The 26,925-nt window shown below is 70.9% G+C and carries 28 protein-coding genes; 20 read left to right on the forward strand and 8 right to left on the reverse strand.

Annotated elements, in window-relative coordinates; all coding sequences use genetic code 11:
• The first annotated feature begins 36 nt into the window (after positions 1 to 36).
• The 5 genes from dnaK (at position 37) to ABEA87_RS00430 (ending at position 4,630) form a co-directional block, all read left to right on the forward strand.
• The gene (gene dnaK / locus ABEA87_RS00410) at positions 37 to 1,935 is read left to right on the forward strand and encodes a molecular chaperone DnaK (RefSeq protein WP_345625020.1); all 1,899 of its coding nucleotides are present in this window, start codon (positions 37 to 39) and stop codon (positions 1,933 to 1,935) included.
• Positions 1,932 to 2,645 carry a nucleotide exchange factor GrpE gene (grpE, locus tag ABEA87_RS00415; protein ID WP_345625021.1) on the forward strand — a complete coding sequence of 238 codons (714 nt, stop codon included), beginning with the start codon at positions 1,932 to 1,934 and terminating at the stop codon, positions 2,643 to 2,645. The genes dnaK and grpE overlap by 4 nt, the downstream gene beginning before the upstream one ends.
• A 97-nt stretch (positions 2,646 to 2,742) precedes the next feature.
• Positions 2,743 to 3,930 (forward strand): molecular chaperone DnaJ, encoded by a 1,188-nt coding sequence (gene dnaJ, locus ABEA87_RS00420; RefSeq protein WP_345625022.1) that lies wholly within the window; start codon positions 2,743 to 2,745, stop codon positions 3,928 to 3,930.
• Positions 3,923 to 4,357, forward strand: a complete 435-nt coding sequence (locus ABEA87_RS00425) for a heat shock protein transcriptional repressor HspR (protein WP_345625023.1) — start codon at positions 3,923 to 3,925, stop codon at positions 4,355 to 4,357. The genes dnaJ and ABEA87_RS00425 overlap by 8 nt, the downstream gene beginning before the upstream one ends.
• An 84-nt stretch (positions 4,358 to 4,441) precedes the next feature.
• The gene (locus ABEA87_RS00430) at positions 4,442 to 4,630 is read left to right on the forward strand and encodes an Rv0909 family putative TA system antitoxin (protein ID WP_345625024.1); all 189 of its coding nucleotides are present in this window, start codon (positions 4,442 to 4,444) and stop codon (positions 4,628 to 4,630) included.
• Between the two features lie 4 nt (positions 4,631 to 4,634).
• Here the strand turns inward: ABEA87_RS00430 and ABEA87_RS00435 are convergent, their stop codons facing one another.
• Both ABEA87_RS00435 and ABEA87_RS00440 read right to left on the reverse strand, forming a co-directional pair.
• Positions 4,635 to 5,069 carry a hypothetical protein gene (locus ABEA87_RS00435; protein WP_345625025.1) on the reverse strand — a complete coding sequence of 145 codons (435 nt, stop codon included), beginning with the start codon at positions 5,067 to 5,069 and terminating at the stop codon, positions 4,635 to 4,637.
• A 319-nt stretch (positions 5,070 to 5,388) separates the two neighbouring features.
• Positions 5,389 to 5,706, reverse strand: a complete 318-nt coding sequence (locus ABEA87_RS00440; RefSeq protein WP_345625026.1) for a glycoside hydrolase family 18 protein — start codon at positions 5,704 to 5,706, stop codon at positions 5,389 to 5,391.
• A gap of 83 nt (positions 5,707 to 5,789) precedes the next feature.
• On the opposite strand from ABEA87_RS00440, the gene clpB reads away from it, so the two are divergent.
• The 8 genes from clpB (at position 5,790) to ABEA87_RS00480 (ending at position 13,180) form a co-directional block, all read left to right on the forward strand.
• On the forward strand, positions 5,790 to 8,381 hold the full coding sequence (clpB, locus tag ABEA87_RS00445; RefSeq protein ID WP_345625027.1) for an ATP-dependent chaperone ClpB: 2,592 nt from the start codon (positions 5,790 to 5,792) through the stop codon (positions 8,379 to 8,381).
• Between the two features lie 25 nt (positions 8,382 to 8,406).
• Positions 8,407 to 8,988, forward strand: a complete 582-nt coding sequence (locus ABEA87_RS00450) for a hypothetical protein (RefSeq protein WP_345625028.1) — start codon at positions 8,407 to 8,409, stop codon at positions 8,986 to 8,988.
• A 74-nt stretch (positions 8,989 to 9,062) separates the two neighbouring features.
• Positions 9,063 to 9,797, forward strand: a complete 735-nt coding sequence (locus ABEA87_RS00455) for a hypothetical protein (RefSeq protein WP_345625029.1) — start codon at positions 9,063 to 9,065, stop codon at positions 9,795 to 9,797.
• 124 nt (positions 9,798 to 9,921) lie between these two features.
• Positions 9,922 to 10,722, forward strand: a complete 801-nt coding sequence (locus ABEA87_RS00460) for an SDR family NAD(P)-dependent oxidoreductase (RefSeq protein ID WP_345625030.1) — start codon at positions 9,922 to 9,924, stop codon at positions 10,720 to 10,722.
• Between the two features lie 464 nt (positions 10,723 to 11,186).
• Positions 11,187 to 11,465 (forward strand): hypothetical protein, encoded by a 279-nt coding sequence (locus ABEA87_RS00465; protein WP_345625031.1) that lies wholly within the window; start codon positions 11,187 to 11,189, stop codon positions 11,463 to 11,465.
• 16 nt (positions 11,466 to 11,481) lie between these two features.
• Positions 11,482 to 12,021 carry an orotate phosphoribosyltransferase gene (gene pyrE, locus ABEA87_RS00470; RefSeq protein ID WP_345625032.1) on the forward strand — a complete coding sequence of 180 codons (540 nt, stop codon included), beginning with the start codon at positions 11,482 to 11,484 and terminating at the stop codon, positions 12,019 to 12,021.
• Between the two features lie 57 nt (positions 12,022 to 12,078).
• Positions 12,079 to 12,456: an ArsR/SmtB family transcription factor gene (locus tag ABEA87_RS00475; protein ID WP_345625033.1), complete on the forward strand. Its 378-nt coding sequence runs from the start codon at positions 12,079 to 12,081 to the stop codon at positions 12,454 to 12,456.
• Positions 12,457 to 12,514: 58 nt separating this feature from the next.
• Positions 12,515 to 13,180, forward strand: coding sequence for a class II aldolase/adducin family protein (locus ABEA87_RS00480; protein ID WP_345625034.1), 666 nt, complete (start codon positions 12,515 to 12,517; stop codon positions 13,178 to 13,180).
• A gap of 146 nt (positions 13,181 to 13,326) precedes the next feature.
• Here ABEA87_RS00480 and ABEA87_RS00485 read toward each other — a convergent pair whose 3' ends face one another.
• On the reverse strand, positions 13,327 to 14,076 hold the full coding sequence (locus tag ABEA87_RS00485; RefSeq protein ID WP_345625035.1) for a DedA family protein: 750 nt from the start codon (positions 14,074 to 14,076) through the stop codon (positions 13,327 to 13,329).
• A gap of 300 nt (positions 14,077 to 14,376) precedes the next feature.
• Here ABEA87_RS00485 and ABEA87_RS00490 point away from each other — a divergent pair, with 300 nt between their 5' ends.
• Entirely contained in the window at positions 14,377 to 14,655 is a 279-nt protein-coding gene (locus tag ABEA87_RS00490) for a hypothetical protein (RefSeq protein ID WP_345625036.1), read from the forward strand.
• A 21-nt stretch (positions 14,656 to 14,676) separates the two neighbouring features.
• Entirely contained in the window at positions 14,677 to 15,498 is an 822-nt protein-coding gene (amrB, locus tag ABEA87_RS00495; protein ID WP_345625037.1) for an AmmeMemoRadiSam system protein B, read from the forward strand.
• Between the two features lie 99 nt (positions 15,499 to 15,597).
• On the opposite strand, the gene ABEA87_RS00500 is transcribed toward amrB, so the two are convergent.
• On the reverse strand, positions 15,598 to 15,852 hold the full coding sequence (locus tag ABEA87_RS00500; protein ID WP_345625038.1) for a hypothetical protein: 255 nt from the start codon (positions 15,850 to 15,852) through the stop codon (positions 15,598 to 15,600).
• Positions 15,853 to 16,054: 202 nt separating this feature from the next.
• Between ABEA87_RS00500 and fbaA the strand changes: the two genes are divergently transcribed.
• Together fbaA and ABEA87_RS00510 are read left to right on the forward strand one after the other, a co-directional pair.
• Positions 16,055 to 17,080 (forward strand): class II fructose-bisphosphate aldolase, encoded by a 1,026-nt coding sequence (fbaA, locus tag ABEA87_RS00505; protein WP_345625039.1) that lies wholly within the window; start codon positions 16,055 to 16,057, stop codon positions 17,078 to 17,080.
• Between the two features lie 187 nt (positions 17,081 to 17,267).
• Positions 17,268 to 17,681, forward strand: a complete 414-nt coding sequence (locus ABEA87_RS00510) for a DUF3151 domain-containing protein (protein ID WP_345625706.1) — start codon at positions 17,268 to 17,270, stop codon at positions 17,679 to 17,681.
• Positions 17,682 to 17,850: 169 nt separating this feature from the next.
• Here the strand turns inward: ABEA87_RS00510 and ABEA87_RS00515 are convergent, their stop codons facing one another.
• Positions 17,851 to 19,830 (reverse strand): MinD/ParA family ATP-binding protein, encoded by a 1,980-nt coding sequence (locus ABEA87_RS00515; RefSeq protein WP_425570673.1) that lies wholly within the window; start codon positions 19,828 to 19,830, stop codon positions 17,851 to 17,853.
• A 12-nt stretch (positions 19,831 to 19,842) separates the two neighbouring features.
• Between ABEA87_RS00515 and ABEA87_RS00520 the strand changes: the two genes are divergently transcribed.
• On the forward strand, positions 19,843 to 19,998 hold the full coding sequence (locus ABEA87_RS00520) for a hypothetical protein (protein WP_345625041.1): 156 nt from the start codon (positions 19,843 to 19,845) through the stop codon (positions 19,996 to 19,998).
• A gap of 197 nt (positions 19,999 to 20,195) precedes the next feature.
• On the opposite strand, the gene ABEA87_RS00525 is transcribed toward ABEA87_RS00520, so the two are convergent.
• Positions 20,196 to 21,086: a hypothetical protein gene (locus tag ABEA87_RS00525; RefSeq protein WP_425570674.1), complete on the reverse strand. Its 891-nt coding sequence runs from the start codon at positions 21,084 to 21,086 to the stop codon at positions 20,196 to 20,198.
• A 126-nt stretch (positions 21,087 to 21,212) separates the two neighbouring features.
• Between ABEA87_RS00525 and ABEA87_RS00530 the strand changes: the two genes are divergently transcribed.
• Positions 21,213 to 22,499 (forward strand): adenylosuccinate synthase, encoded by a 1,287-nt coding sequence (locus tag ABEA87_RS00530; protein ID WP_345625042.1) that lies wholly within the window; start codon positions 21,213 to 21,215, stop codon positions 22,497 to 22,499.
• 300 nt (positions 22,500 to 22,799) lie between these two features.
• Entirely contained in the window at positions 22,800 to 24,041 is a 1,242-nt protein-coding gene (gene purD / locus ABEA87_RS00535) for a phosphoribosylamine--glycine ligase (protein WP_345625043.1), read from the forward strand.
• 2 nt (positions 24,042 to 24,043) lie between these two features.
• Here purD and ABEA87_RS00540 read toward each other — a convergent pair whose 3' ends face one another.
• Positions 24,044 to 25,639, reverse strand: coding sequence for an AMP-binding protein (locus tag ABEA87_RS00540; RefSeq protein WP_345625708.1), 1,596 nt, complete (start codon positions 25,637 to 25,639; stop codon positions 24,044 to 24,046).
• Between the two features lie 36 nt (positions 25,640 to 25,675).
• Positions 25,676 to 26,890, reverse strand: coding sequence for an acyl-CoA dehydrogenase family protein (locus tag ABEA87_RS00545; RefSeq protein ID WP_345625044.1), 1,215 nt, complete (start codon positions 26,888 to 26,890; stop codon positions 25,676 to 25,678).
• Between the last annotated feature and the right edge of the window lie 35 nt (positions 26,891 to 26,925).

Here is a 26,925-nt window from a genome sequence, read left to right on the forward strand (position 1 = left end):
GAGTGGCCGGCTGAGTCAACAACGGAGGCAGCGAACATGGCACGTGCGGTCGGCATCGACCTCGGGACGACCAACTCGGTGGTCAGCGTTCTCGAGGGTGGCGAACCCACCGTCATCGCGAACGCCGAAGGGTCGCGGACCACACCGTCGATCGTCGCGTTCGCCCGTAACGGTGAAGTGCTCGTCGGTGAGGTGGCCAAGCGCCAGGCGGTCACCAACCCGGACCGGACGATCCGTTCGGTCAAGCGGGAGATGGGCACGAACTGGTCCATCGACATCGACGGCAAGAAGTACACCCCGCAGGAGATCTCCGCGCGGGTTCTGATGAAGCTCAAGCGTGACGCCGAGGCGTACCTGGGCGAGACGATCGCCGACGCGGTGATCACCGTACCGGCGTACTTCAACGACGCCCAGCGTCAGGCGACCAAGGAGGCCGGTGAGATCGCCGGCTTCAACGTGCTGCGCATCGTCAACGAGCCCACCGCCGCCGCGCTCGCGTACGGCCTGGACAAGGGCTCCAAGGAGCAGACCGTTCTGGTCTTCGACCTGGGTGGCGGCACGTTCGACGTCTCGCTGCTGGAGCTCGGCGAGGGCGTGATCGAGGTCAAGGCGACCGCCGGCAACAACCACCTCGGCGGCGACGACTGGGACGAGCGGATCATCGACCACCTGGTCAAGACCTTCCGCGGCCAGCACGGCATCGACCTCTCGCAGGACAAGATGGCCCTGCAGCGGCTCAAGGAAGCGGCCGAGAAGGCCAAGATCGAGCTGTCCGCCGCCGCCACCACCAGCATCAACCTGCCCTACATCACCGCCGGCAGCGCCGGCCCGCTGCACCTGGACACCCAGCTGTCGCGCGCCGAGTTCCAGCGGATGAGCCAGGACCTGCTGGACGCCTGTAAGGGCCCGTTCGAGCAGGCGATCAAGGACGCCGGCATCAAGGTCTCCGACGTCGACCACGTGATCCTGGTCGGCGGCTCGACCCGCATGCCCGCCGTGTCCGACCTGGTCAAGCAGCTGACCGGTGGCAAGGAGCCGAACAAGGGCGTCAACCCGGACGAGGTTGTCGCGGTCGGCGCCGCCCTGCAGGCCGGTGTGCTGAAGGGTGAGGTCAAGGACGTCCTGCTGCTCGACGTGACCCCGCTGTCGCTGGGCATCGAGACCAAGGGTGGCATCTTCACCAAGCTGATCGAGCGCAACACCACGATCCCGACCAAGCGTTCGGAGATCTTCACGACCGCCGACGACAACCAGCCCTCGGTGCTGATCCAGGTCTTCCAGGGTGAGCGGGACATCGCGGCGTACAACAAGAACCTCGGCACCTTCGAGCTGACCGGCCTCCCGCCGGCGCCGCGCGGCGTGCCGCAGATCGAGGTCACCTTCGACATCGACGCGAACGGCATCGTGCACGTCAACGCGAAGGACCTGGGCACCGGCAAGGAGCAGTCGATGGTCATCACCGGCGGCTCGGCGCTGCCCAAGGATGACATCGAGCGGATGATGCGCGACGCCCAGGATCACGCCGACGACGACAAGCGCCGGCGCGAAGAGGCGGAGACCCGCAACCAGGCCGAGCAGCTCCAGTGGCAGACCGAGAAGTTCCTCGCGGAGAGCGGCGACAAGCTGCCCGCCGACGGTCGCGACGAGATCAACGAGGCGCTCGGCGAGCTGCGCAGCGCCCTCGGCGGCACCGACCTGGAGAAGATCAAGTCGGCGCACGAGAAGCTGGCGCAGGCCTCCCAGAAGGCCGGCTCGCAGCTGTACGCGCAGGCCCAGGCGGCCGGCGCGGAGGGCCAGCCCGGTGCGGCCGGTGCCGGACCCGAGGGCGAGGGCCCGCAGGCCAGCGCCGGCGGTGCTGCCGGTAACGGCGGTAACGGTGGCAACGGTGGCGAGGACGTCGTGGACGCCGAGATTGTCGAGGACGACAAGAAGTGAGTGGCACCGAAAGGGACCCGGCGGGCGCTGATGAGGCGCCCGCCGGCGGCACCGAGGAGCGGCAGCCGCCCCTGGTGATCCGGGATCGGCGGAAGATCCGCAAAGACGATCCGATCGAGCAGAACGCTCCGGCCGACGCGCCGGAGCAGCCCGCTGTCGCGGACTCCGGCCCGGAGGCGCAGATTGAGGAGGAGTCCGTGGTGGTCGGCGAGGTCATCGAGCCGAGCGAGGCGCCGGAGGCGGCGTTCGCCGCCGAGCCGTCGTCCGGACCGCTGGGTGCCGAACTGGCCGCGCTGCGCGCGGAGTTGGACGAACGCGTACGGGACCTGCAACGGGTCACCGCCGAGTACGCCAACTACCGCAAGCGGGTGGACCGGGACCGGGCGCTGGTCGGTGAGCAGGCGACGGGCGGAGTCCTGGTCGCGCTGCTGCCGGTGCTGGACGACCTGGACCGGGCCCGCGAGCACGGCGACCTGGTCGGGCCGTTCGGGTCGGTGGCCGAGCAACTGCTCGGTTCGCTGACCAAGTTCGGGCTGACCGCGTTCGGCGAGAAGGGCGACCCGTTCGACCCGACGGTGCACGAGGCGGTCGCGCACCTGACCTCGGCCGACGTGGCCGAACCGACCTGCGTGGACATCCTTCGCAGGGGCTATCTGCTCGGGGAACGTTTGCTGCGTCCGGCGTTGGTCGCGGTGGCCGATCCCGAGTGACACCAGGAACTCAACAACTGAGCAGGGGAGGTGGCGGCGTCATGGGTGTGGAGCGCGTTGTTTCTCATGGCGCCGGCGAGCGTAGCGAGGCGGCGTCATGAGCTCTAAAGACTGGCTGGAGAAGGACTTCTACGCCATCCTCGGCGTGTCCCAGTCCGCTCCGTCCGATGAGATCAAGAAGGCGTACCGCAAGCTCGCGCGGGAGCTGCATCCGGACCGCAATCCGGGCAACGTCGAGGCGGAGGACCGGTTCAAGGCGGTATCCGAGGCCTACGACGTGCTCTCGGACGACCGCAAGCGCAAAGAGTACGACGAGATGCGCCAGCTGTTCGGCTCCGGCGCGTTCCGCCGGGGCTCACGGGGCGGCGGCGGGCCCGGTGGTGGTCCGTTCACCATGTCGGACATCTTCGGTGACGCGGCCGCCGGTACGGCGACCGGTGACCGCAGGTTCGGCGGCGCGGGCTTCTCCGACCTGTTCAGCTCGATCTTCTCGGGTGGCGGTGCACGCACCGCCACCCGGCGCGGGCCGGCACGGGGACGGGACGTCGAGGCCGAGGTTTCGCTGGACTTCCGGGACGCGGTCAACGGCGCGACGCTGCCGCTGACGCTGCGCGCGCCGGGCGTCTGCGACACCTGTAACGGCAGCGGGGCCAAGCCCGGCACCCAGCCGCGGACCTGCCCGGTCTGCCACGGCGCCGGGGTCACGACCAGCAACCAGGGCTCGTTCAGCTTCGCCGAGCCGTGCCGGGAGTGCCAGGGTGTCGGGACGATCGTGGACGAGAAGTGCCCGGAGTGTCACGGGACGGGCGGGGTCACCAAGACCCGCACCCTCAACGTGCGCATCCCGCCGGGCGTCGCCGACGGTCAGAAGATCCGGCTGGCCGGCCGGGGCGAGCCGGGCGAGCGGGGCGGCCCGCCCGGGAACCTGTTCGTGCTGATCAAGGTCAAGGAAGACCCGCTGTTCGGCAGGTACGGGGACGACCTCACGCTGTCCGTGCCGATCACGTTCCCCGAGGCCGTGAATGGGGTAGACCTGCGGGTACCTACCCTGAACGGCTCGGTGACCGTGCGGGTCCCGGCGGGTACGCCGTCCGGGCGCACCCTGCGGGTGCGTGGCAAGGGCGTACCGCGGCGCGAGGGCACACCCGGTGATCTGCTGGTCACGGTCGACGTGGTGGTACCGAAAGACCTCCCGGAGTCGGCCCGGGAGGCGCTGCAGACCTACGCGGCGTCGGCCCCGGCCGCGCCCCGGGAACACATCGATCGGCAGGTGCGCCATGAGTGATGAGTTCGTGATCTCTATCGAGCACGCCTCCGACGCCAAGGTGCTCATCATTTCGGTGGCGGCCCGGCTGGCCGGCATGCATCCGCAGACGCTGCGCCAGTACGACCGGATGGGTCTGGTCCAGCCGGGTCGGGCCGCCGGTGGGGGTCGGCGCTACAGCGCCCGGGACGTCGTGCTGCTCCGGGAGATCCAGCGGCTCAGCCAGGAGGACGGCGTCAACCTGGCCGGGGTCAAACGGATCATCGAGCTGGAGCAGCTGGTGACCGAGTTCCAGCAGCGGATCATGGACCTGGAGGCGGACCTCGCCGACGCTCAGCGCCGCCTGGCGCAGATCATGGCGTACGGCGGGAGCCGCGACCTGGCCCGTACCCGGGACACGAGCACCGCGCTGGTGGTATGGCGGCCGCGCCGGTCCGGAGCCGATTAGTCATTTCGGACCGGCCTCACCCCCTCCTGACGTACCTTGACCTGGAGTGATCGATCAACTGACGTCGGGACGGGGGGATACGTCATGGGGATGACAGACAAGGCCAAGCAGAAGGTGAAAGAGGCCGTCGACAAGGCCGGTAACAAGGCCGACGACATGAGCGGCAACAAGCACGGCGAAGAGATGGACAAGGGACAGAGCCGGATGAACGAGGGCACCGACTCGATGAACCAGCCGCAGATGGGCCAGCAGAAGCCCAATCAGCAGCAATAGTCCGTCAGGACGACAGGCGGCGAGGGTGGCGAACGAGGCCGCCCTCGCACCAGTCGCGGTAGTCGAACAGTTCGGGCCGGGCCAGCAGCATCCGCACGTTGTGCGCCCAGATCCGCAGCAGGTCGTCGCCGTCGTGCTCGACGTGCTCGACCATCTTGCGCAGCCGGCGCTTGGGGTGCGCCCGGAAGTTCGTGCGGATCGCGTCGGCGGCGTAGATGTACAGGCAATGCACGGCGAACCGGCGGGCGGGGCACTGCCGGTCCATCGCCAGCTCCATCAGGGTGGAGATCAGATGGTCACCGGAGACCAGCAGGTCCCAGTCCGGGGGCATGGTGTGCAGCGGGACGGCGTCGGGCTGATGAGCCCACGCGCGCAACTCCGCCGGGCTTGGATCCACCGGATTGGCGAAGCCTTGAAAGACCGACTGTGCAGCGCCCACCGTTAACACTCCCGCGATACCGAACCCGCTGAGGTGGCGTCACGTTAGCCCGCGAGTCCCCGTGAACGGAAGACTTCAGAATGTAATTCACGACCCGTGAGCAGCGAACTGTGAACTATCGAGCGGTTGCTCCGCTTTATCGGCGGCAGGGCGGAGCCGTTCGCACGGAGTGAGCTGCCGGTTCGTTCGATCATCGGCGGGTCTACTACCAGCGGGTAACATCGTCTACGCGATCTTGTGCCGTGTCAAGTGGCTCAGCGGTCGGCGGTGTGGCCGGGCCGGCCCGTCGTGGGGGCCGGCCCGGCCGAGGCCGGCGGGCTCAGCCCGTGAAGCCGCCGAAGATGCCGGTGAACCAGCTTCTGCCCGTCCGCGATGCTGAAGATCGGGCCGGTGTCGTTATACGCCCGATCATCGGCGTCACACCGAGCATCCGGTGCAGCGCGGCGGAGGTGAGGTCGGGCCAGATCGCCGCCATCTGGGTGAGCGTCGAGTTGGCCGCCGCGATCACCGCGTCGCCCCACTCGCGCGACGATCCGAAATCCATCGTCATCGGGTTCACGATGCCCACGTTCGTCCCCGCCCATCGCTCGCAGGAGGGGCCCTTCGGCGCCGAGCCGAAAAAAATGTGATCGGGCACACCCCTCCCCGAGCAAAGTTGAGCGGAATAGACTCAAGTCCGGCCGTGTCGTATCCCATGGATCGTTCTGAACAGGGGAGCCGATGAACATTGAGCGTCTGACCACGAAGAGCCGCGAGGTCGTCAGCGGCGCGATAGCGACAGCGACCCAGCGGGGTCACGCCACCGTGGAAGTGTGGCATCTGCTGCTCGCGCTCCTGGACACGGGTGGTTCGACCGCCCCGGCGCTGCTGCGGGCGGTTGGCGCGAACCCCGCGGACATCCGCCGGGCGGCCCTGAGGTCGGTGGAGTCGCAGCCGTCCGCCCGGGGATCGAGCGTGGCGGAGCCGAACATCTCCCGGGAGATGGTCAACGCGGTCAACGCCGCGGAGTCCATCGCCCGGCCGCTGGGGGACGAGTACGTCTCCACCGAGCACCTGCTCGCCGGGCTCGCGCAGGTCGGCGGCGCCGTCGCCAAGCTGCTGCAGGAGTCGGGCGCGACCGAGAAGAGCCTGGTCGCCGCCTTCCCGCAGATCCGTGGCGGTGACCGCCGGGTGACCAGCCCGGACCCGGAGCAGCAGTACCAGGCGCTGGAGAAGTACGGCGTCGACCTGACCGCCAAGGCGCGGGAGGGCAAGATCGATCCGGTGATCGGCCGGGACTCGGAGATCCGCCGGGTGATCCAGGTGCTGTCCCGTCGCACCAAGAACAACCCCGTGCTCATCGGAGAGCCGGGCGTCGGCAAGACCGCGATCGTCGAGGGCCTGGCCCAGCGCATCGTGGCCGGCGACGTCGCGGAGTCCCTGCGCGACAAGCGGCTGATCAGCCTGGACCTGCCCGCCATGGTGGCCGGCGCGCAGTACCGCGGCCAGTTCGAGGAGCGGCTCAAGTCGGTCCTCGAGGAGATCAAGAGCAGTGACGGCCAGGTCGTCACCTTCATCGATGAGCTGCACACTGTCGTCGGCGCCGGCAAGGGCGAGGGCTCGATGGACGCCGGCAACATGCTCAAGCCGATGCTGGCCCGTGGCGAGCTGCGGATGGTCGGCGCGACGACGCTCGACGAGTACCGCGAGCACGTCGAGAAGGACCCGGCGCTGGAGCGGCGGTTCCAGCCGGTACTGGTCGGCGAGCCGTCCATCGAGGACACCATCGGCATCCTGCGCGGCCTCAAGGAGCGCTACGAGGTGCACCACGGCGTGCGTATCACCGACGCGGCCCTGGTCGGCGCGGCCACCCTCTCCGATCGGTACATCGCCGACCGGTTCCTGCCGGACAAGGCGATCGACCTGGTCGACGAGGCGGCCTCTCGGCTGCGCATGGAGATCGACTCACGTCCGGTCGAGGTTGACGAGATCGAGCGGGCCGTGCGCCGCATGGAGATCGAGGAGATGGCGCTGGCCAAGGAGCCCGACCCGGCCTCGGCGCAGCGGCTGGAGCGGCTGCGCCGCGAGCTGGCCGACCGGCGGGAACAGTTGGCGGTGCTGTCCGAGCGGTGGCTCACCGAGAAGGCGCACATCCAGAAGATCTCCGCGGCCAAGGAGCAACTGGAGACGCTGCGCGGCGAGGCCGACCGGGCCGAGCGGGACGCCGACCTGGGTCGGGCCTCGGAGCTGCGGTACGGGCGGATCCCCGCGCTGGAGATCGAGCTGAGCCGTGCCGAGGCGGAGCTGGCCGGCCTGCAGGCCGACGGCGCGATGCTCAAGGAGGAGGTCGGCGTCGACGACATCGCCGCGGTGGTCTCCCTGTGGACGGGCATCCAGGCCGGGCGGCTGATGGAGGGCGAGACCGCCAAGCTGCTGCGGATGGAGGAGTCGCTGGCCTCCCGCGTGGTCGGGCAGGCCGAGGCGGTCACGGCGGTATCCGACGCGGTGCGCCGGGCGCGTGCCGGCATCGCCGACCCGGACCGGCCCACCGGCAGCTTCCTGTTCCTCGGCCCCACCGGGGTCGGCAAGACCGAGCTGGCCAAGGCGCTGGCGGAGTTCCTGTTCGACGACGAGCGGGCGATGGTACGCATCGACATGAGCGAGTACGGCGAAAAGCACTCCGTCGCCCGGCTCGTCGGCGCGCCGCCCGGCTACATCGGGTACGAGGAGGGCGGCCAGCTCACCGAGTCGGTACGACGCCGCCCGTACTCGGTCATCCTGCTCGACGAGGTGGAAAAGGCCCACCCGGACGTGTTCGACGTGCTGCTGCAGGTGCTCGACGACGGCCGGCTCACCGATGGCCAGGGTCGGACCGTGGACTTCCGCAACGCGATCCTGATCCTCACCTCGAACCTGGGCTCGCACGCCATCGCCGACCCGGCGCTGAGCGACGAACAGCGCAGGGAGGCGGTGCTGTCGACGGTGCGCACGCACTTCAAGCCCGAATTCCTGAACCGGCTGGACGACATAGTGGTGTTCGGGGCGCTGTCCGCGACCGAGCTGGAGTCCATCGTGAATATCCAGCTGGACAGCCTGCGCAAGCGGCTGACCGACCGGCGGCTGACCCTGCGGGTCGAGGATCCGGCGAAGGAGTGGCTGGCGCGGGGCGGGTACGACCCGATCTACGGTGCCCGCCCGCTGCGCCGGCTGGTCCAGTCGGCGATCGGTGACCAGCTGGCCCGCGCCCTGCTCAGCGGCAAGGTGCGTGACGGCGACACGGTCCGGGTCGAGCTCAACGAGAGCAAGGACGGGCTGGCGGTGACCGCTGGCTGAACCGCTCGCCGGTAACCTCTGCCCGGTGAGTCATCCCACCCAGCCCCCGACCCCCCGATGGCGACGGCCCTGGACCGTCACCGTCGCCATCGGCGCACTGCTCGGCACGGCCGCGGTACTGCTGGCGCAGGCCGCGGCCGTGCTGTATGACCTGGTCAACTACGGCAAGCTGGTGGACCTGGCCGGCGAGCTCACCCACGCCAGCGCGGCCGACATCGGCACCGAGAAGTCCCAGAGCGACACCAGCGACGCCACCACGCTGCTGGTGGTGCTGATCGGCGTGCTGGTGCTGCTGCTGGCCGCCGCCGGGGTGCGCCGCGCGAGCAACCGGGCCAGGCTGCTGACCCTGCTCACCAGCGGCCTGCTGCTGGTGGGCTGCGGCGCGACGCTCGCGGTCGACAACCTGTTCGCCCCGCCGACCAGCGTGCTGCAGCACGAAGCGATCAGGCTGCAGGACGCCAGCTACCCGGGCTGGGTGAACCTCGCGGAACTCGCCGGCCTGCTCATCTATCCGCTGTTACTCGGCGCCTTCGTGCTGTTGCTGCTCCCCGCGTCGAACCGGTACTTCCGCTCGCCGCAGCCGATCTATCTGGTGCCCGCGGACTGAGCCCGACGGGTACGGGTCGCGGGTGTTGCGCCCGGCCAGTAGCGTGTGCGCAGGTCTCTTTGGGAGGAATGACCGTGTCATTTGCCGCTCCAGTCGCCCCCGGCGCGCAGCGCCGACCGGGCGCCGTGACCGCGGCCGGGTACGCGCTGTACCTGGTTGCCGTGCTCCTTGTGATCAATGCGGTACTGCCGCTCCCGTCGAGCGGCAAGGTGGCCGACGCACTCCGCCAGGCCTACGCCAACTCGACCAACCCCACCCCGGACTCGGTGGCCACCGGGTACCGGGTCGGGATCGTCGCCGCCACGATCGTCACCATCATCCTGGCCGTGGGGGTCGCCATCCTGGCGGCGTTCGACCTGCGCGGCAGCCGGGTGTCCCGGATCATCACCTGGGTCGCCGCCGGCCTCGGCGTGCTGTGCCTGGGCTGTGGCCTCGGCGGTGGGCTGACCGGCGAGATCAGCAGCACCTCCACCACGTCCGGTGGGGTCAGCACCGACACGGTCAATCGCCTGGTCAAGCAGGCTCAGCCCGGCTGGGTGCGTCCCACCTCGACGACGCTGTCGGTGATCGGGCTGCTGGCGCTGATACTCGTGATCATTCTGCTGGCCCTGCCCTCGTCCCACCCGTTCTTCCGCGGGCGCGGGCCGGGAACGCCGGGCGGCGGCGACCCGGCGTATCCGAACCTCGCGTACCCGCCGGTACCGGGGCCGGGCCCCTACCCTCAGCCTCCGATCGCGCCGGACGCGCCACCCGCCCATCCGGGTCACACCCCGCCGGCCGATCAGCCGCCGGCACCGCCAACTCCGTAACAGCCTTCTCCTCGGCGATAGGTCGAGCGCAGGCGAGCAACTCCAGCGCCCCGGGGAGGGGCCCGGTCCGCCGGGCTCACCCCCGGGGCCTTGCCGGCACCTCCTACTCCAAGCGAGGCCGACCGTGCCACCCGCTCGAACCGCGCTCGTCACCGGAGCCACCGCGGGGATCGGCGCGGCGTTCGCCCGTCGGCTCGCCGCCGAGGGTCGGAACCTGACCCTGGTCGCGCGGAACGAATCGCGGCTGGCCGAGTTCGCCGCGGAGCTATCCGGCGCGCACGGGGTCGACGTCGACGTCCTGCCCGCCGACCTGTCGACCATCCCGGGCTGCGCCGCGGTCGAGGAGCGGCTGCGGGACCCGGACGCCACTCTGGACATATTGATCAACAATGCTGGGACCAGCGTCAACGGGTCGTTCCTGCGCACCGCCCTGCTGGACGAAGAGCGGATGCTGGACCTCAACGTGCGCGCGGTGCTCCGGCTGACCCACTCGGCGTTGCCCGGCATGGTCCGGCGCGGAGGAGGCGACATCGTCAACGTCGCGTCCGTGTCGGGCTTCGGGACGGTCATGGCGGGCTCGACCTATCCGGCGAGCAAGTCATGGGTGATCAATTTCAGCGAATCGCTGGCCCTGGCGGTGCGCGGGTCCGGGGTACGGGTGCTCGCGCTGTGCCCCGGCTACACGAGGACCGAGTTCCACGACCGGGCGGGCATCGACATGTCCGGCACACCGGGCTGGATGTGGCTGGCACCCGGTGACGTGGTGGACGGTGCGCTGCGGGACCTGCGCCGGGGGCGATTGGTCAGCGTTCCCGGCTGGCGCTACAAGGCGATGGTGTTCGGTATGCGACACGCCCCGGTCGCCCTGGTGCGACGCCTCGCCCCGGACACCCGTGGCCGCACGCCCCGGCCGGACCCCCCATGAGGTCGGCGACGCCCGGCGAGCCGCAGCCACCCGAGTCTTGGCAGCCGCCCGAGCCTTGGCAGCGGCCCACAGCGCAGCCACCGTTGATGCCGCCCGAGCCGTTGGTGCCGCCCCAGTCGTGGCCCACGCAGGCGCCGCCGAGCGGGTACGCCTACAACTGGGGACAGGGCCATCCGGCACCCGGGTACGCCGGTCCGGTGTTGATCCAGAGGCCGCCGCGACCGGGTGTGGTGAATATCGCAGTGATTCTGACCTATCTCGGTGCGGGCCTGTCATTGGTCGCTACAGTGCTCTCCATAATATCGATAATCATAGATCAAGATTCCATGGTTACGCAGGTCACCGACCAGACCAATCCAAGTTTGAGCGGCGGGCCCGATCCGGCCACGGTGGTCCACGCGACCGTCGGGATCGGGATTGTGATCTCTGTAGTGGAGTAGATACTGCCCGCTGCCGGTGCCGTGGTGACCGCCGCGCTGTCCCATCGGGGCTCTAATGCAAGCCGGATAACGCTGGCCAGCCTGATGGGGTTCTACGTCCTCATTGGCCTGTGTGGCGGCGCATTTGCCCTGGTCAACGTAGGTGCGGCCGGCTTCCCGTCCCCGGGCTTGAGAGCCTCCGTGGCGGTCGTCGAGGTCTTGGCGGCATTACTGGCTGTCACCATAGGTGTGCTGCTTCTGTTGCCGGCGGCCAACCGGTTCTTCTACGCCGGCCCGGGTCGTCGGTTCGTGCCATCGACCTAGCAAGTACTCTCGTCGTATGACAGAGCGCGACGACCTGCGCAAACTCATCGCAGACCTGGCTATCGTCCACGGTCGCGTGGTGTTGTCCTCCGGCCAGGAGGCCAACTACTACGTCGATCTGCGCCGCGTGACGCTTCATCACTCGGCGGCCCCGCTGGTCGGTCGGGTGATGCTCGACCTCACGGCTGACTGGGACTACGACGCAGTCGGCGGTCTGACGCTCGGTGCCGACCCGGTGGCCGGAGCCATGCTCCATGCCGCGGCGGCCCGGGACATTGAACTGGACGCATTCGTTGTCCGTAAATCTGAGAAGACGCACGGTCTACAGAGGCGTATCGAGGGACCTGACGTCGCCGGCCGCAGAGTGCTGGCGGTGGAGGACACCTCAACCACGGGCTCGAGCGTGATGTCTGCTGTGGATGCTTTGAGGGAAGCCGGAGCTGTGGTCGTCGGAGTTGCGGTTATTGTTGATCGTGGCGCGGGGAGCGCCGTTCGGTCCGCTGGGCTGGGTTACAGATCCGCCTATTCGCTGACCGACCTCGGCCTCGCGGTTTGAAAATTTGTCGATTCGGACCTGCGCATATGCAGGCGAATCGATGGTGTAGGTGGAAGGATGGAAGACGTGGGAACTGCGTTGGCCGAAACTGCTTTACCAGCTATCTCGCCGCTTGCCGGCGAACCGATTGAGCGTGCCGATGCGGAGCGCCTGGCGGGAGTGCTCAAGGCACTCGCCGACCCGGCCCGGCTCCGGCTGCTCAGCCTGATTCAGTCGGCTCCTGAGGGCGAGGCGTGCGTGTGTGACCTCACCGCGCCGCTCGGACTTTCTCAGCCGACGGTGAGTCACCACCTCCGGATCCTCACTGAGGCCGGTCTCCTGGAGCGCGAGAAGCGCGGCGTCTGGGCGTACTACCGCCTGGTGCCGTCGGCGATCGCCGCGATCGCCGATCTGCTGACCCCGCCGCGCAAGCGTGCGACCAAGAAGGCTCGCTGAACAACGCTGAACCGGCCGTTGTCGCGCCGGCACGGCCCGGTGACCGGGCCGTGGTCGCGTGAACTACGTCGCAGGAGACCTGCGGGACCAGTTGGTCCAGGTGGGTTCGGCGGTGGTCGGGGCCGGCCTGGTGGTCGGCTCGGGTGGGAACCTGTCGGCGCGCGAACCGGGCGCCGACGATATCTGGGTGACCGCGACGGGGACGTGGCTCGACCGTCTCGACCGGTCCGACTTCTGTCGGGTGAGTATCGCGACGGGTGCGGTGGCCGGCGGCTCTCCGCCGCCGGCCACCGGGTCGCGCAGCGGGGCGGGACAGTTCCCGACCTCGGAGTTGGCGCTGCACCTTGAGACGTACCGCGCGAGGCGGGACGTCAACGCGATAGTGCACCTGCATCCGCAGAACACGCTGCTGCTGGACGCGCTCGACGAGCCGATCCGGCTGATCACCACTGATCACGCCTTCTACCTGCGGCGCGTGGCGCGCACTCCGTACCACCCGCCCGGTACCGCCGAGGTCGCGCGGGTGGCGGCCGACGCCAGCGCGGACGGCACCAACTGCGTAATTCTGGCCCGGCATGGCTGTTCGGTGCTCGCCGACACCGTGGAACTGGCCCACAAACGTGCGCTCTACCTCGAAGAGGCCGCCCTGCTGACGTTCCGTGCGGTCAGCGCGGGCCTGGCTCACCGGCTGCCGGCGACGATGCCGGTGCTCGACCGGGCCTGACCCGACGGGCCGGAGAGTTTTCCCGGGCCCGACCGCTATCTTGTCCAGCGCCGATTCAAGCTCCTCCAGCGCCGATTCAAGCCCGCCCGGTGCGGCCAGGGAGGCCCACCCCGTCGCGGGCCGGCGCCGCTACGGATCCCGCCCCGTTACCGGTTCCGGCCGGCCCCCTGGCGGACGTGCCGGCCGCCCTGGTGGCGGTCCTGGTCGCCGCCCCGGCGCTTCTCCCGCCGGCTGCGGAGGAACTCGATGAACATCGGGATCAGCGAGAGCAGAACGATCAGCACGATGACCGGCAGCAGGTACGTGTCGATCTTCGAGGCCGGGATCAGCTTGAGGATCTGCTTCGCGAGCGAGTAGCCGATCAGCAGCACCCCGTCGGCCCAGATGATGCTGACCACCACGTTCCAGATGAAGAACGTGCGGGCGGGCACCTCCAGCACGCCGGCGATCGGGTTCATGAACGTGCGGACGACCGGGGTGAACCGCGACAAAATGATCGCCTTGGCCGCTCCGAACCGGTTGAAGAACGCCTCCGCCTTGTCGACGTACTCCTGCCTGAACAGGCGGGAATCCGGGCGTTGGAACATCTTCCGTCCGTACCGGGCGCCGAGGAAGTGCCCCAACTGGGCACCGGCGATGGCCACGAGCGGGGTCACGATCAGCAACCAGAACAGCGAGAGCTTGGTGCCGACGAACTGGTCGGCGACGGGCGAGGAGGCGACTCCGGCCAGGAAGATCAGAGAGTCACCGGGGAAGAAGAACCCGATCAGCAGGCCGGTCTCGGCGAAAATGACCGCCCAGATGCCGAACAGGCCGGCGCTCTGGATCAGATCCTTCGGGTTGAGCAGGCTGCCCAGGCTCTCGGCCAGCGCGCGGCTCTTCTCGGCGGTATCCACGGCGATAGAGGTTACCGGTGACCGGTATGAGGACTCCCCCCGATCCAGGAATCTCTCAGCCAATAGCGGCGGCTGCCTCCGGTTCACGTCCCCTGGTGGGCGGTTCGCGCACCCCTGGTGGCCGGTTCGCGGACCGGAGGGCCGGCCGGTCGGCCGACCCCTGGCGTGGGCCCCTCGGGCGGAGGCGGACCGATGAGTTCGGGCGTAGCGTGAGGCGATGCCGCCCCGCGGCGCGTCGCTCTCCGGCGCCGACGCGCACACGGTGCCCACCCGGTACCGGCACAGCCTGCCGGACGGCGGGTGCAGTGCGACCTGTGCCCGCGCGCCTGCCGGCCGCACGAGGGCCCGCGCGGGCTGTGCCTCGTACGCGGACGGGTCGACGGCGGCGTGGTGCTGGCCAGCTATGGGCGTTCCGGCTGCAACCTGTCCTGCCGGTGCCGCAGCTACCGGGTCGAGGCGTACCGGCTGGACGACCCGGGTACCTGCGTCCACTGTGGATACCAACTACCCGGGGTGTACGACGGCCCCGCCGGCGACTGGGGAGCCCGGCGGCTGCCGGTGCTGCTGGACGCCGGGTAGCGGGACGGGCCGGTAGCCAGGATGGATGAGCGCCGCCTCCGGACGCCGGCCGTGGCCGGCCAGTTCTACCCGGCCGCTCCGGCCGTCCTCGCCCGCGGGGTGGACCTGCTCGTCGAGGCGGTACCGGTGCCGGACGGTGAGCCGTTCGCCCCGGCATATGTGGTGCCGCACGCCGGGTACCGCTACTCCGGCCCCACGGCGGCACACGCGTACGCCCGGCTGCGCCCGCACGCCGACGGAATCCGCCGGGTTGTCCTGATCGGCCCGGCGCACCGGGTACCTGTGGTCGGCTGCGTGGTACCGGGCACCGCCGGCTGGCTCACCCCGCTCGGCGAGGTACCGATCGACACCGCGGCGGTTGCCGCGCTGGCCGGGGACGGGTACGCCCGGGTGGACGACCGGCCGCTGGCGCCCGAGCACTCCCTGGAGGTGCAGCTGCCGTTCCTGCAGCGGCTGAGCGCGCTGGCCGGCGTCCCGCCGGTACCGGTCCTGCCGATCGCGGTCGGCGCGTCCACTCCGGACGAGGTGGCCGGAGCGCTGTCCGCCGCCGTGGCCACGACCGGGCCCGGCACGATCATCCTGTGCAGCACCGACCTGTCGCACTACCGGAGCGAGGTGGAGGCGCGGGCGCAGGACTCCGCCACGGTGCGCGCCGTCGAGGAACTGGCCGCCGCGCGCATCGGCCGGTACGACGCCTGCGGCGCGTACGCGCTGCGCGGGCTGCTCGGGTACGCGCTGGGTGTCGGCCTGCGCCCCGCGCTGCTGCACCGCGCCACCTCCGCCGACGCGGGCGGGGACCGCTCGCGAGTGGTCGGCTACGCGTCGTTCGCGCTGCGCCCCTGACGCGACCGCCGGCGCCCTGACGAGATCGCCTCACGGCGGCCAGAGCGGGCCCGCCGGGGTGACCCTCCCCGGTCACGGCGGCCAGCCCGCTCCGCGCGCTCAGCGGTAGTCGTCGTCGAAGCCGACCACCTGGGCCTGCTCGATCGCGTCCCACTCGTTGACCTCGGGGTCGCGCTCCACGTTCAGCGGGCTGTCTTCCCGCTCCCCGGCCGGGTTGGCCGGCATGGACTGTTCGAAAGCGTCCTCCGCGGGCGCCTCAAGATCGCGCCGGTCAGGGTCGAGATTCTCGTCGCGGCCCGGGCCCACGCCCGGCTCGAGGTTCGCGTCTGGGTCGCTGAACTCCGGTTCGGTCATGGCCACCTCCTGGCAACCACGGTACGACCTGGCGGCGTCCGCCGCAGGGCGTCGCGGATAGGGCCCCCACGATGTGATCCACCCAGTGAGGTGCGGGATACTGCCGGTTCAGGCAGTGCGTCGCGGGCCCGGCACTGGAGCCGGACTTTTTCCGGCGGCGCAATCCAGTCACCGCCAGCCAGTGCACGAAGGAGCGTTCCAGATGCCAATCGCTTCCCCCGAGGTTTACGCCGAGATGCTCGACCGTGCCAAGGCAGGCGCGTTCGCCTACCCGGCGATCAACGTCACCTCCTCACAGACCCTGAACGCCGCCATCCGCGGCTTCGCGGACGCACAGAGCGACGGCATCATCCAGGTGTCCACGGGCGGTGCCGAATACCTCTCGGGTCCGACCGTGAAGAACATGGTGACCGGGGCCGTGGCGTTGGCCGCGTACGCGCACGAGGTTGCCAAGAACTACAGCGTCAACATCGCGCTGCACACCGACCACTGCCCGAAGGACAAGCTGGACGGCTACGTACGGCCGCTGATGGCGATCTCCAAGGAGCGGGTGGCCCGGGGCGAGACGCCGCTGTTCCAGTCGCACATGTGGGACGGCTCCGCGGTGCCGCTGGACGAGAACCTGCGCATCGCCGAGGAGCTGCTCGCCGCCGCGGCCGCCGCGCACATCGTGCTGGAGATCGAGGTCGGGGTCGTGGGTGGCGAGGAGGACGGCGTCGCCAACGAGATCAACGAGAAGCTGTACAGCACGGTGGAGGACGGCCTGGCCACCGCCGCCACGCTCGGGCTGGGGGAGAAGGGCCGGTACATCACCGCGCTGACCTTCGGCAACGTGCACGGCGTGTACAAGCCCGGCAACGTCAAGTTGCGTCCGGAGATCCTCAAGCAGATCCAGGACGCGGTTGGCGAGAAGTACGGCGTGACCAAGCCGCTGGACCTGGTGTTCCACGGGGGCTCCGGCTCCCTGCTGGAGGAGATCCGGGAGGCGCTCGACTACGGCGTCGTCAAGATGAACATCGACACCGACACCCAGTACGCGTTCACCCGCCCGGTCGCCGGACACATGTTCGCCAACTACGACGGCGTGCTCAAGGTGGACGGCGAGGTCGGCAACAAGAAGGCGTACGACCCGCGGGTCTGGGGCCGGGCGGCCGAGGAGGGTCTGGCCAAGCGCGTCCTGGTGGCGTGCGAGGACCTGCGCTCGACCGGTACCAGCCTCGGGAAGTGAGCAGGAATCCCGGACAGGAGGAGAGCCCGGCGGCTTGCGCCACCGGGCTCTCCTCGCCGGGTCCTGGGGAGGCTCCGGACCTCCATTTCTACTCCGGTACACCGTGCGGGAGAACCACCGGTTGCGTGAGCAACGACTCAGCCTTTCAGGCGAGCCGTCAGCCAAATGGCGAGGTTGAATGAGCCCCATGCAGAATCTGCTGCCCGAACCGCCGGCCACCCGGCTTCCCGAGGAAACCGAGGCCAGCACCGCGCTGGCCAGCGCCGAGCCCGACGCGGTAAAGAACGTCGCCGCGCGGTTCCCCACCTACAGCGCCGCGTGGGCCGCGCTCGCCAGGGGGTCGATGGGAACCGGTGATCCGGTGACCGCGTACGCCTACGCCCGCACCGGGTATCACCGCGGCCTGGATCAGTTGCGCCGGGCCGGTTGGAAGGGCCACGGTCCGGTGCCCTGGTCGCACGAGCCGAACCGTGGCTTCCTGCGGAGTTTGCACCAGCTCGCACTGGCCGCCGACGCGATCGGCGAGGCGGACGAGGCGGCCCGGTGCGCGCAGTTCCTCCGCGACTGTGACCCCTCGGCGGCCGACGCGCTGACCGGCTGAACCCGATCGAAGCGCCGTACTCCGGGAAGGCACCGCCGAACCGGGGCGCGGCACCCATCCCCAGCGTCTCCCCGGCCGGGCCGCACCAGCGGTCCGGCCGGCTTGGCCTCAACGGGCGCCGGCTGGACTTCATGGGCCCGGGCTCGGCTTCATGGGCCCCGGGCCGGCTCTACAAGCCCTCGGCCACCGCCGAGGCCACCCGCAGCCAGGCCTGCCGCGTCGCTCCCGACATCTGCCCGTACCGCAGTGGCTCGCCGGAGTCGATCAAGCGCTCATACGGCGCGAGCATCACCGCCCGGGTACGGGCGGCGAAGTGCCGCCGGATCGCCGGGAGGTCGATCTCCTTGCGGCTGGGCGGCATCGAGACGACGGTGACGGCCTGTCGCACCAGCCGCTGCCGGCCGGACTGCTCCAGGTGATCGAGCATCCGCGCGGCGGTCTCGGCGGAGTCGTTGCGCGCGGACATCGTGACCACCAGCTGATCGGTGGCGTCGATGGCGGCCTGCCAGTTGGCGGCCCGCACGTTGTTGCCGGTGTCCACCATGATCAATTTGTAGAACCGGCTCACCACCTCCCGGATGTCCGCGAAGGCGCCGGCGGTCAGCATCTCCCCGGCCGTGGCCGACTCGTCGCTGGCCAGCACGTCGAACATGCCCTCGCCCTGGGCCCGTACATACTGCGACAGGTCGCCGACCCGCCCGTGCGGCCCGCTGAAATGATCGAGGTCGCGCAGCAGGTCCCGCACCGTACGGGCGTGGAAGTCCTGCTGGGCGCGCATGCCCAGGGTGCCCTGGGTCTCGTTGTTGTCCCAGGCCAGCACGTACCCGCCGCGCCGTTGTCCGAAGGTCATGGCCAGCAGCAGCACGGCTACGGTCTTGCCCGCGCCGCCCTTCGGATTGACCACGGTGACCTGGCGCAGCCCGCCGAAGTTGCGCCGCACCATCTCGACCTGGTGGAGCAGCTCCCGCTCATGCGCGCCGGGCGGCAGCTTGACCAGCCCGAGCGAGCCGCGGCTGACCGCTCCGCGCAGGCCGCTGCGGGCCACCGGGTCGGCCGGACGTGCGACCCGGCGCCGGGCGAACTCGTCGGCGGTCGGGATGGCCGGATCCCTGCCCGGCGTCAGTTGCGCGGGCAGGAACTGCTGCGGCGCGGGCAGGGACGGCTGCGCGGGCAGGGACGGCTGCGCGGGCAGGGACGGCTGCGCGGGCAGAGACGGCTGCGCGGGCAGAGACGGCTGCGCGGGCACCGGCAGCTGCGGGTACTGGGCCCGGTACGGCGGGGCGCCGGACGCGGGCCGGTGAGCGAGCTGCTGACCCGGCGCCGACGGGGGCGCCTGGGCGGCCGGGTCTCCGGCGGGCGGCACGTGAACCGGGTACGGCGCCTGAGCGTTCAGCGTGGGCGGCGCCGGGGCACGGTTGGCAGCAATCTGTGCCTGGTTGACGGGCGGTGCCTGGTTGACGGGCGGTGCCTGGTTGACGGGCGGTGCCTGGTCGACGGGCGGTGCCTGATCGAGGGGCGGCGCCTGGTTGACCGGCGGCGGTGGCTGGTTGACGGGCGGCGGTGCCTGGGGCGCGGCCGGCTGCGGGCCGGCGGCCGGTCGGAGCGAGTCAGCTGCGGGCGACCAGTGCGGGCCGGTGGGTCGGTGCGGCCCGGCGGCGGGCCATCGCGGATCGGCGGGCCGGTGTGGGTCGGCGGGCCGGTGTGGGTCCTCGGCGGGTGGCACGCCCGAGGCGACGGGGTCCTGACGCTGCGGCGGTTCCGCCCAGGGCGAGACCGGTGTGCCACGCCCGCCGGCCCCGTTCTCCCTGCCGGGGGCCTCGTTGCCCCGGCCGGGAAGGTTGGCGGCGGGCGGCGCGGACGCGGCCGGCCCGGCGGCCGACGGCGGTGCGGGCGCCGTCAGCTGAGCGGGTGGCGGCGACTGAACAGGCGGCGGCACGGTCGGTTGCGGCGCGGGCGACGGCGGCGGTGCGGCCGGCGGCAGTGCGGCCGGCGGCAGTGGGGGCGACGGCGGTGCGGTTGACGGGGGCGGTGGGGGCGGGTCCGCGACCGGTGCCGAGGGGCCGGCCGGCCAGGTTACGGGCGCGGCCGCCGGCCATTCCCGTGCCGGCGGGGCGGCCGGTGTGGCTTGGGCACCGGGCCCGGGAGGCATGGGCTGAGCGGGGTGGCGGGGCTGAGCAGGGTGGTCGGGCTGAGCGGGGTGGCGGGGCTGAGTAAGAAGGCCGGGCTGGGGGTGCGAGCCAGGCTGATCGACAGGCGCGTGCTGCGCGGTGGGTGCCGCGGGCACGGGCTGGGCTGCGCCGGGGAACTGGGCCGGTAGTGCGGGCTCGGCCGAGGTCGGGGGCTGGGTGGGCGAGGCCGGCTCGACCGCCGTCTCGTCCGATCCGGCGCGCTGGCCAGGTACCTCGGGTCCGCCGGGGTGCGGCCGGACCACGAGCTCGTCCGGAGGCCAGAAATCCTCCTGATCGGACATTGCCACCTATGCCCACCTCCCCCGGCGAAATGTTACGGCCGGTATCAGGATCGGTACACTCCCCACGCGCCCCGCTCCGTCCACCAGCTGCGCTTTCGGCCCAGCGTGCCGCCCACGCCGTCGTCAATGAAGTCGATCTCACTGAGCGGAGTCACGGCCACCGCGCGACCGCTGGCCCGCCGGACCTCCACCCGTACCCGTTGCCGACCGAGTCGGGAGCGCGTCACCACCGGTACCGCGACCGCCACGTTGACCTGCCCGTCGGTCGGGTCGGCCCCGGTGGCCATGGGCAGCCCGTCCACCACCGCGTACCCGTCGTCGTTGGCGATCGCGCAGGCAACGATCTGTTCGCCCGGCGACGCGAGCACCGAGTCATCCACCTCGACCCGGGCGGCCCAGCGCTCCTGCCCGCCCAGCAGCGCGCCCTGCAGGGTGACCGAGCCGCCGTCGTTGCGTAGCAGGTCCAGCCGCTGGACCGCGCCGCCGAGCACCGCCTTGGCGACCTCTTCCGGCGTCCCGGGCGTGCCGAACTCGGCGGGGCGGTTGAGCGGGAGGATGCCGATCGGTGGAAGGTCGGGCACGGTACGGCCCGCGGCCAGGTCGGCCGGGCGCCGGCTCGGTGGCGGGGCGTACCGGCGCACCATCCGCCGCACCACCGCCCGGACCTGGCCGTCGGCGGCGGTCGCGACGATCAGCCGGGGGCCGTCGGACGCGGGCCAGGTCAGCCCGTCCGGCCGGGCCGGGCCGTCGAGCCGGGCGATCACCGCGTCGATCTCCTGGTCGGAGCAGGCGGTCGGCGTGGACACCGTGGCGCCCTCGGCCTTCAACACGTCGGCGCACGCCATGACCTGGGCTCGGGGAGCGCCGCCGCCGCAGGCGCACGCGCCGCCGCAGCCCGCACCGTCGGATAGCGACAACAGCACCACGTCGTACACCCGGATTGGCCTCCTGTCCTTGACTCCATGCTGCCCACGTCGACTCGCTTGTTAGCCTGGCACCCCGGGGGTCTCGAGATGCCGAGGCAGCCTGCCCGGTCCGTCCCCTTCAGGCGAGAGGCCAAGATGCCAGCGATCGTGCTGATCGGCGCCCAGTGGGGCGACGAGGGCAAGGGAAAGGTTACCGACCTGCTCGGTGGGCAGGTCGGGTACGTGGTGCGGTACCAGGGCGGTAACAACGCCGGGCACACCGTGATCACGCCTGACGGGCAGAAGTACGCCCTGCACCTGCTGCCTTCCGGGGTGCTGACCCCGGGCTGTACTCCGGTGATCGGCAACGGCGTGGTGATCGACCCGAAGGTCCTGATCGAGGAGATCGACGGGCTGACCGAGCGCGGAGTCTCCTGCGACCTGCTGCTCATCTCCGCCGACGCGCACCTGATCATGCCGCACCACCGGGCGCTGGACCGGGTGGTCGAGCGTTACCTGGGCTCGTCCCGGATCGGCACCACCGGCCGTGGCATCGGCCCGACGTACGCGGACAAGGTCGCCCGTACCGGGATCCGGGTGCAGGACCTGCTCGACCCGGGCATCCTGCAGGCGAAGCTCGAGCTGGTGCTGCGGGAGAAGAACCAGATCCTGGTCAAGGTCTACAACCGCAAGGCCATCGACGTCTCCGCCGTGGTCGAGGAGTATCTCGGCTACGCCGAGCGACTGCGCCCGTACATCGCGGACACCCGCCTGGTGCTGGCCGAGGCGCTGGAGAGCGGGGCGACCGTCCTGCTGGAGGGTGCGCAGGCCACCCTGCTCGATGTGGATCACGGCACCTACCCGTTCGTGACCTCCTCGAACCCGACCGCGGGCGGCGCCTGCGTGGGTTCGGGCATTCCGCCCACCCGGATCTCCCAGGTGATAGGCGTGATCAAGGCGTACACCACCCGGGTCGGGGCCGGCCCGTTCCCCACCGAGCTGTTCGACGAGAACGGCCAGCACCTGCTCAAGGTCGGCGGCGAGTACGGCACCACCACCGGTCGGGAGCGTCGCTGCGGCTGGTTCGACGCGGTGGTCGGCCGGTACTCGGTGCGCATCAATGGGATCACCGACCTGTTCGTGACCAAGCTGGACGTGCTGTCCGGGCTGGACAAGGTGCCGATCTGCGTCGGGTACGAGGTGGACGGGCACCGGGTGGACCAGATGCCCATGACGCAGACCGCGTTCCACCACGCCAAGCCGGTTCTCGAGGAACTGCCCGGCTGGGGCGAGGACATCTCCAAGGCGCGGACGTTCGAGGACCTGCCGGTCAACGCCCAGCGCTACGTGGAGCGCATCGAGGAACTGTGCGGCACCCGAGTCAGCGTCGTCGGGGTCGGACCGGGACGCGAAGAGAACGTGATCCGCCACTCACTCGTCTGAGCGGAGCCGAGCCGGTTTGTGGTGAGGCGAGCACAGACTGCGTGATCGCCCGTCTGAGCGGAGCCGAGCCGGTTTGTGGTGAGGCGAGCACAGACTGCGTGATCGCCCGTCTGAGCGGAGCCGAGCCGGTTTGTGGTGAGGCGAGCACGTCGTGCGTGACACGAGGATGAGCGCGGAGAGTAATTATCTGATTGCTCAACGGAGTCGAGCCGGGTCGGATGCGGCGATTCGAGCGCCGATGGGGGTGGCAACCTCGACGGCGAGCAGCGCCGCGTTGACCTTTCGGTAACATCTGGACCCGTGCTCGTACTTCTGATCGGATCCGGTGGCCGTGAGCACGCGCTCGCCACCGCGCTGGCTGCCGATCCGGCCGTCACCGCACTGCACTGTGCCCCTGGCAACCCGGGCATCGGCCAGCTCGCCCACCTGCACCCGGTCGACCTCGCCGACCGCGACGCGATCGCGGGGCTGGCCGTCGAGCTGGGCGCCGACCTGGTGGTGGTCGGGCCGGAGGCACCGCTGGTGGCCGGCGCGGCCGACGCCATCCGGGCCAAGGGCATCGCCTGCTTCGGCCCGTCCCAGGCGGCTGCCCGGATCGAGGGGTCGAAGGACTTCGCCAAGTCGGTGATGGTCGCGGCCGGCGTGCCGACCGCCCGCTCGCGCACCTGCGCCACCGCAGAGGAGGCGGCCGCCGCGCTGGACGAGTTCGGCGCGCCGTACGTGGTCAAGGACGACGGCCTGGCGGCCGGCAAGGGCGTGATCGTGACCGAGGACCGCGCCGCCGCGCTCGCCCACGCCCAGGCGTGCGGCCGGGTGGTGGTGGAGGAGTTCCTCGCCGGGCCCGAGGTCTCCCTGTTCGTGCTCACCGACGGGATCACGGCGCGGCCCCTGGTGCCGGCCCAGGACTTCAAGCGCATCGGCGACGGCGACACCGGGCCGAACACCGGCGGCATGGGCGCCTACGCGCCGCTGCCCTGGGCCCCGCCGGATCTGGTGGACGAGGTGCTGCGCACGGTCGTCGAGCCCACGCTCAAGCGGATGCACGAGCTGGGCACGCCGTTCGCCGGGCTGCTGTACGTCGGCCTGGCGCTGACCGCGGACGGGCCGAAGGTAATCGAGTTCAACTGCCGGTTCGGCGACCCGGAGACCCAGGTGGTGTTGGCCCTGCTGGCCAGCCCGCTGGCCGGGCTGCTGCACGCCGCCGCCGTGGGTCGGCTGGCCGGGCAGCCGACGCTGCGCTGGCGCTCGGGCTCGGCGGTCACGGTCGTGGTGGCGGCGGCCAACTATCCGGGTACGCCGAAGGTCGGCGATGTGATCACCGGCGCCGAGGTACCGGGTGTGATCCACGCGGGTACCGCCCGGCGACCCGACGGCGCGCTGGTCAGCTCCGGTGGCCGGGTGCTGTCGTGCACCGCGGTGGGGCCGACCCTCGCCGCCGCCCGGGACGCCGCCTACGGCCTGGTGGCCGGGGTCGGGATGGAGGGTTGCCAGTACCGGTCCGACATCGCGGCCGCCGCGATCGAGGGGCGCATCGCGATCTAGCGTCAGGCCCCGTCCCATGGCAGGTCACGGGGCACCACCTTGCCGGTGGCGTTGCGCGGCAGGGCGGGCACGAAGCGCACGTCGCGCGGTACCGCGAACCGGGCCAGGTGCCGCCGCACGTACTCGCGTACCGCGGCCGGGTCGAGAACCTCGCCGGGTACCAGCGCGATCCAGGCGGCCAGCCGCTGACCGAACTCCGGGTCCGGCACCCCGACCACGGCCACCTCACGGATCTGCGGCAGCCCGGCCAGCAGGTTCTCGACCGCGGCCGGGAACACGTTCTCACCACCAGAAACGATCATGTCGTCCTCGCGGCCGTCGACGAACAGCAGCCCCTCCGAGTCCAGGTGCCCGAGGTCCCCGGTCGCCAGTAGCCCGTCGAGCGTCTCCCGCCCGGCCCCGTTGGTGTACCCCTCGAAGAGCATCTCGTTGCCGACGAAGATGCGGCCGGTCTGTCCCTCGGCCATTTCGCGACCGGCCTGCGACACGATCGCGATCCGGGTACCGTGCGGCGGCCGCCCCGCCGTGGTCGGCGCGCGGCGCAGATCCTCGGGGGTGGCGATGCTGGCCCAGGACGCCTCGGTCGAGCCGTACAGGTTGTAGAGCACGTCGCCGTACGCGTCCATGAACCGGGTGGCCAGGCCGCCGGGCAGCGCCGAGCCGCTCACCGCCACCACGCGCAGCGGGGTCGGCCGAGGCGGCGTGTCCAGCAGCCGCTGAAGCATCACCGGCACGGCGAACATGGACGTGCATTCGTGTTCGATGACGGCCGACAGCGCATCGGCCGGCTCGAAGCGGCGCTGCAGCACGATGGTGGCGCGCAGCGCCAGGCCGACCTGCAGCGCGGCCAGCCCCCAGGTGTGGAAGACCGGAGCCGCGATCAGCATCCGGGACCGGGCGTACACCGGAATCCGGGAGATGATGCTGGCCAGCGGCGCGAACCCGGCCGGGGTGCGCCGCCGGGCGCCCTTGGGTGCGCCCGTGGTGCCGGAGGTGAGCACGATCGTGCGCCCTTCCCGGTCGGGCCGTCGCGCGTTGCCCGCGGGGGCGGTGGCCAACACGTCTTCCACCCCGGACTCGTCCAGCCGTTCCACCCTTCGGGGCAGCGCCACCGCGTGCTCGGCGAACTCCGAGTCGTGGATGAGGATCCGCAGTTGCTGCTCCTGGGCGACGACGGCCAGCTGCGCCGGCGACAGGCCGGTGTTGACCAGTACGGCGTCCGCGCCGAGCAGGCTGGCCGCGGTCATCCCCTCGATCAGGCCGCCGTGGTTGCGGCACATCAACCCGATCCGGTCGGTGGGCTCGACGCCGCACGCACCGTGCAGCGCGGCGGCCAGCCGTTCGGCGCGGGCCAGCAACTCGCCGTAGGTCAGCCGGCCGGGCATCGGCCCTGCGGAGCCGTCGGGCGGGGCGGGCAGCTTCCGGTCGTCGATGATCACGAGGCGGTCGGGGTCGCGGGCCGCCGCCGAGCGCAGCTCACCGCCGAGGCCGTACCCGAAGCGGCGCAGCGCCGCCAGCTGTCGCATCACCTTGGTGGGCGAGCCGGGTGAGAGCAGGCCACGTCGCGCGAGGGTGGCGATGGTGAAAGACAGGTCCACCATGGAACTCGACCTCCGATGCCACCGCTGAGGGGTTCAGCGGATCTGCACGCCGGAGATCGCCCGGGATACGACAAGCCGTTGGATCTCCGACGTACCCTCGAAGATCGTATATATCTTCGCGTCCCGGTACCAGCGCTCAACTGGGTGTTCACGCAGATACCCAGCGCCACCGAGGATCTGGACGGCCTTCTCGGCCACCGCGACCGCGACCTCGCCGGCCTTCAACTTGCTCATCGAGCCCTCGCCGGCCTCGAACCGCCGGTTGTTGCGGCCCATCCACGCCGCCCGCCAGACCAGCAGCCTGGCGGCGTCGATCTCGGTGCGCATGTCCGCCAGGGCGAACGCGATCGCCTGGTTCTCGATGATGGGTCGGCCGAACTGCACCCGGCCCTTCGCGTACTCGAGCGAATACTCGTACGCCGCCCGCGCGATGCCCAGGGCCTGTGCGCCGACCGTGGGCCGGGACAGCTCGAACGTACGCATCGCCGCCTGGCCCGCCGACCGGGTGCCCTCCCGAGCCCGGGCCAGCCGCTCCTCCAGGGCCTCCCGCTCACCCAGCAGGCAGCGGCCCGGTACCCGTACGTCGTCGAGGAAGACGTCGGCGGTGTGCGAGGCGCGCAGCCCGAGCTTCTTGAGCTTCTTCGCGCCGACCAGGCCGGCGGTGCCGGGCGGCACCACGAACGCGGCCTGTCCCCGCGAGCCCAGCGCCGGGTCGACGCTGGCCGTCACCACGTGCACGTTGGCGATGCCGCCGTTGGTGGCGAAAGCCTTCTGTCCGCTCAGCACCCACTCGTCGGTGGCCTCGTCGTACCGGGCCCGGGTGCGCATCGCGCTCACGTCGGAGCCGGCCTCGGGCTCGGTGGTGCAGAACGCGCCGAGCTTCGGATCGTCGACGTCACCGAAGCACTGCGGCACCCACTCGATCATCTGCTCCGGGGTGCCGGAGCCGTAGATGGCGGCGACCGCCAGGCTGGTGCCCATCAGGGCCATCCCGATCCCGGCGTCGCCCCAGAACAGCTCCTCGTTGACCAGGCACAGGGACAGGCCGGAGGGGTCGGCCCAGCAGTTGACCAGGAACTCGAAGCCGTAGAGCCCGATCTTCGCGGCCTGCAGGATGACCGGCCACGGTGTCTCCTCGCGGGCATCCCACTCGGCGGCCTGCGGGCGCACGACCTCGTTCGCGAAGCCGTGCACCCAGTCCCGCAGGTCCCGCTGCTCCTCGTTCAGGTCGAGTGAGAACTCCGGCATGGTCGGTCCCCTTCCGGTGCGAGGGTTCGTCGCCA

This window comes from Rugosimonospora acidiphila (assembly GCF_039543385.1).
GTDB classification, from domain to species: domain Bacteria; phylum Actinomycetota; class Actinomycetes; order Mycobacteriales; family Micromonosporaceae; genus Rugosimonospora; species Rugosimonospora acidiphila.

Bases quoted from the DNA above. Each gene is read 5' to 3' on its own strand.
- dnaK (WP_345625020.1), top strand. From the start codon at position 37: ATGGCACGTGCGGTCGGCATCGACCTCGGGACGACCAACTCGGTGGTC.
- dnaJ (WP_345625022.1), top strand. From the start codon at position 2,743: ATGAGCTCTAAAGACTGGCTGGAGAAGGACTTCTACGCCATCCTCGGC.
- ABEA87_RS00425 (WP_345625023.1), top strand. From the start codon at position 3,923: ATGAGTGATGAGTTCGTGATCTCTATCGAGCACGCCTCCGACGCCAAG.
- ABEA87_RS00430 (WP_345625024.1), top strand. From the start codon at position 4,442: ATGGGGATGACAGACAAGGCCAAGCAGAAGGTGAAAGAGGCCGTCGAC.
- clpB (WP_345625027.1), top strand. From the start codon at position 5,790: ATGAACATTGAGCGTCTGACCACGAAGAGCCGCGAGGTCGTCAGCGGC.
- pyrE (WP_345625032.1), top strand. From the start codon at position 11,482: ATGACAGAGCGCGACGACCTGCGCAAACTCATCGCAGACCTGGCTATC.
- ABEA87_RS00475 (WP_345625033.1), top strand. From the start codon at position 12,079: ATGGAAGACGTGGGAACTGCGTTGGCCGAAACTGCTTTACCAGCTATC.
- amrB (WP_345625037.1), top strand. From the start codon at position 14,677: ATGGATGAGCGCCGCCTCCGGACGCCGGCCGTGGCCGGCCAGTTCTAC.
- ABEA87_RS00500 (WP_345625038.1), bottom strand. From the start codon at position 15,852: ATGACCGAACCGGAGTTCAGCGACCCAGACGCGAACCTCGAGCCGGGC.
- fbaA (WP_345625039.1), top strand. From the start codon at position 16,055: ATGCCAATCGCTTCCCCCGAGGTTTACGCCGAGATGCTCGACCGTGCC.
- ABEA87_RS00510 (WP_345625706.1), top strand. From the start codon at position 17,268: ATGCAGAATCTGCTGCCCGAACCGCCGGCCACCCGGCTTCCCGAGGAA.
- ABEA87_RS00515 (WP_425570673.1), bottom strand. From the start codon at position 19,830: ATGCCTCCCGGGCCCGGTGCCCAAGCCACACCGGCCGCCCCGCCGGCA.
- ABEA87_RS00530 (WP_345625042.1), top strand. From the start codon at position 21,213: ATGCCAGCGATCGTGCTGATCGGCGCCCAGTGGGGCGACGAGGGCAAG.
- ABEA87_RS00545 (WP_345625044.1), bottom strand. From the start codon at position 26,890: ATGCCGGAGTTCTCACTCGACCTGAACGAGGAGCAGCGGGACCTGCGG.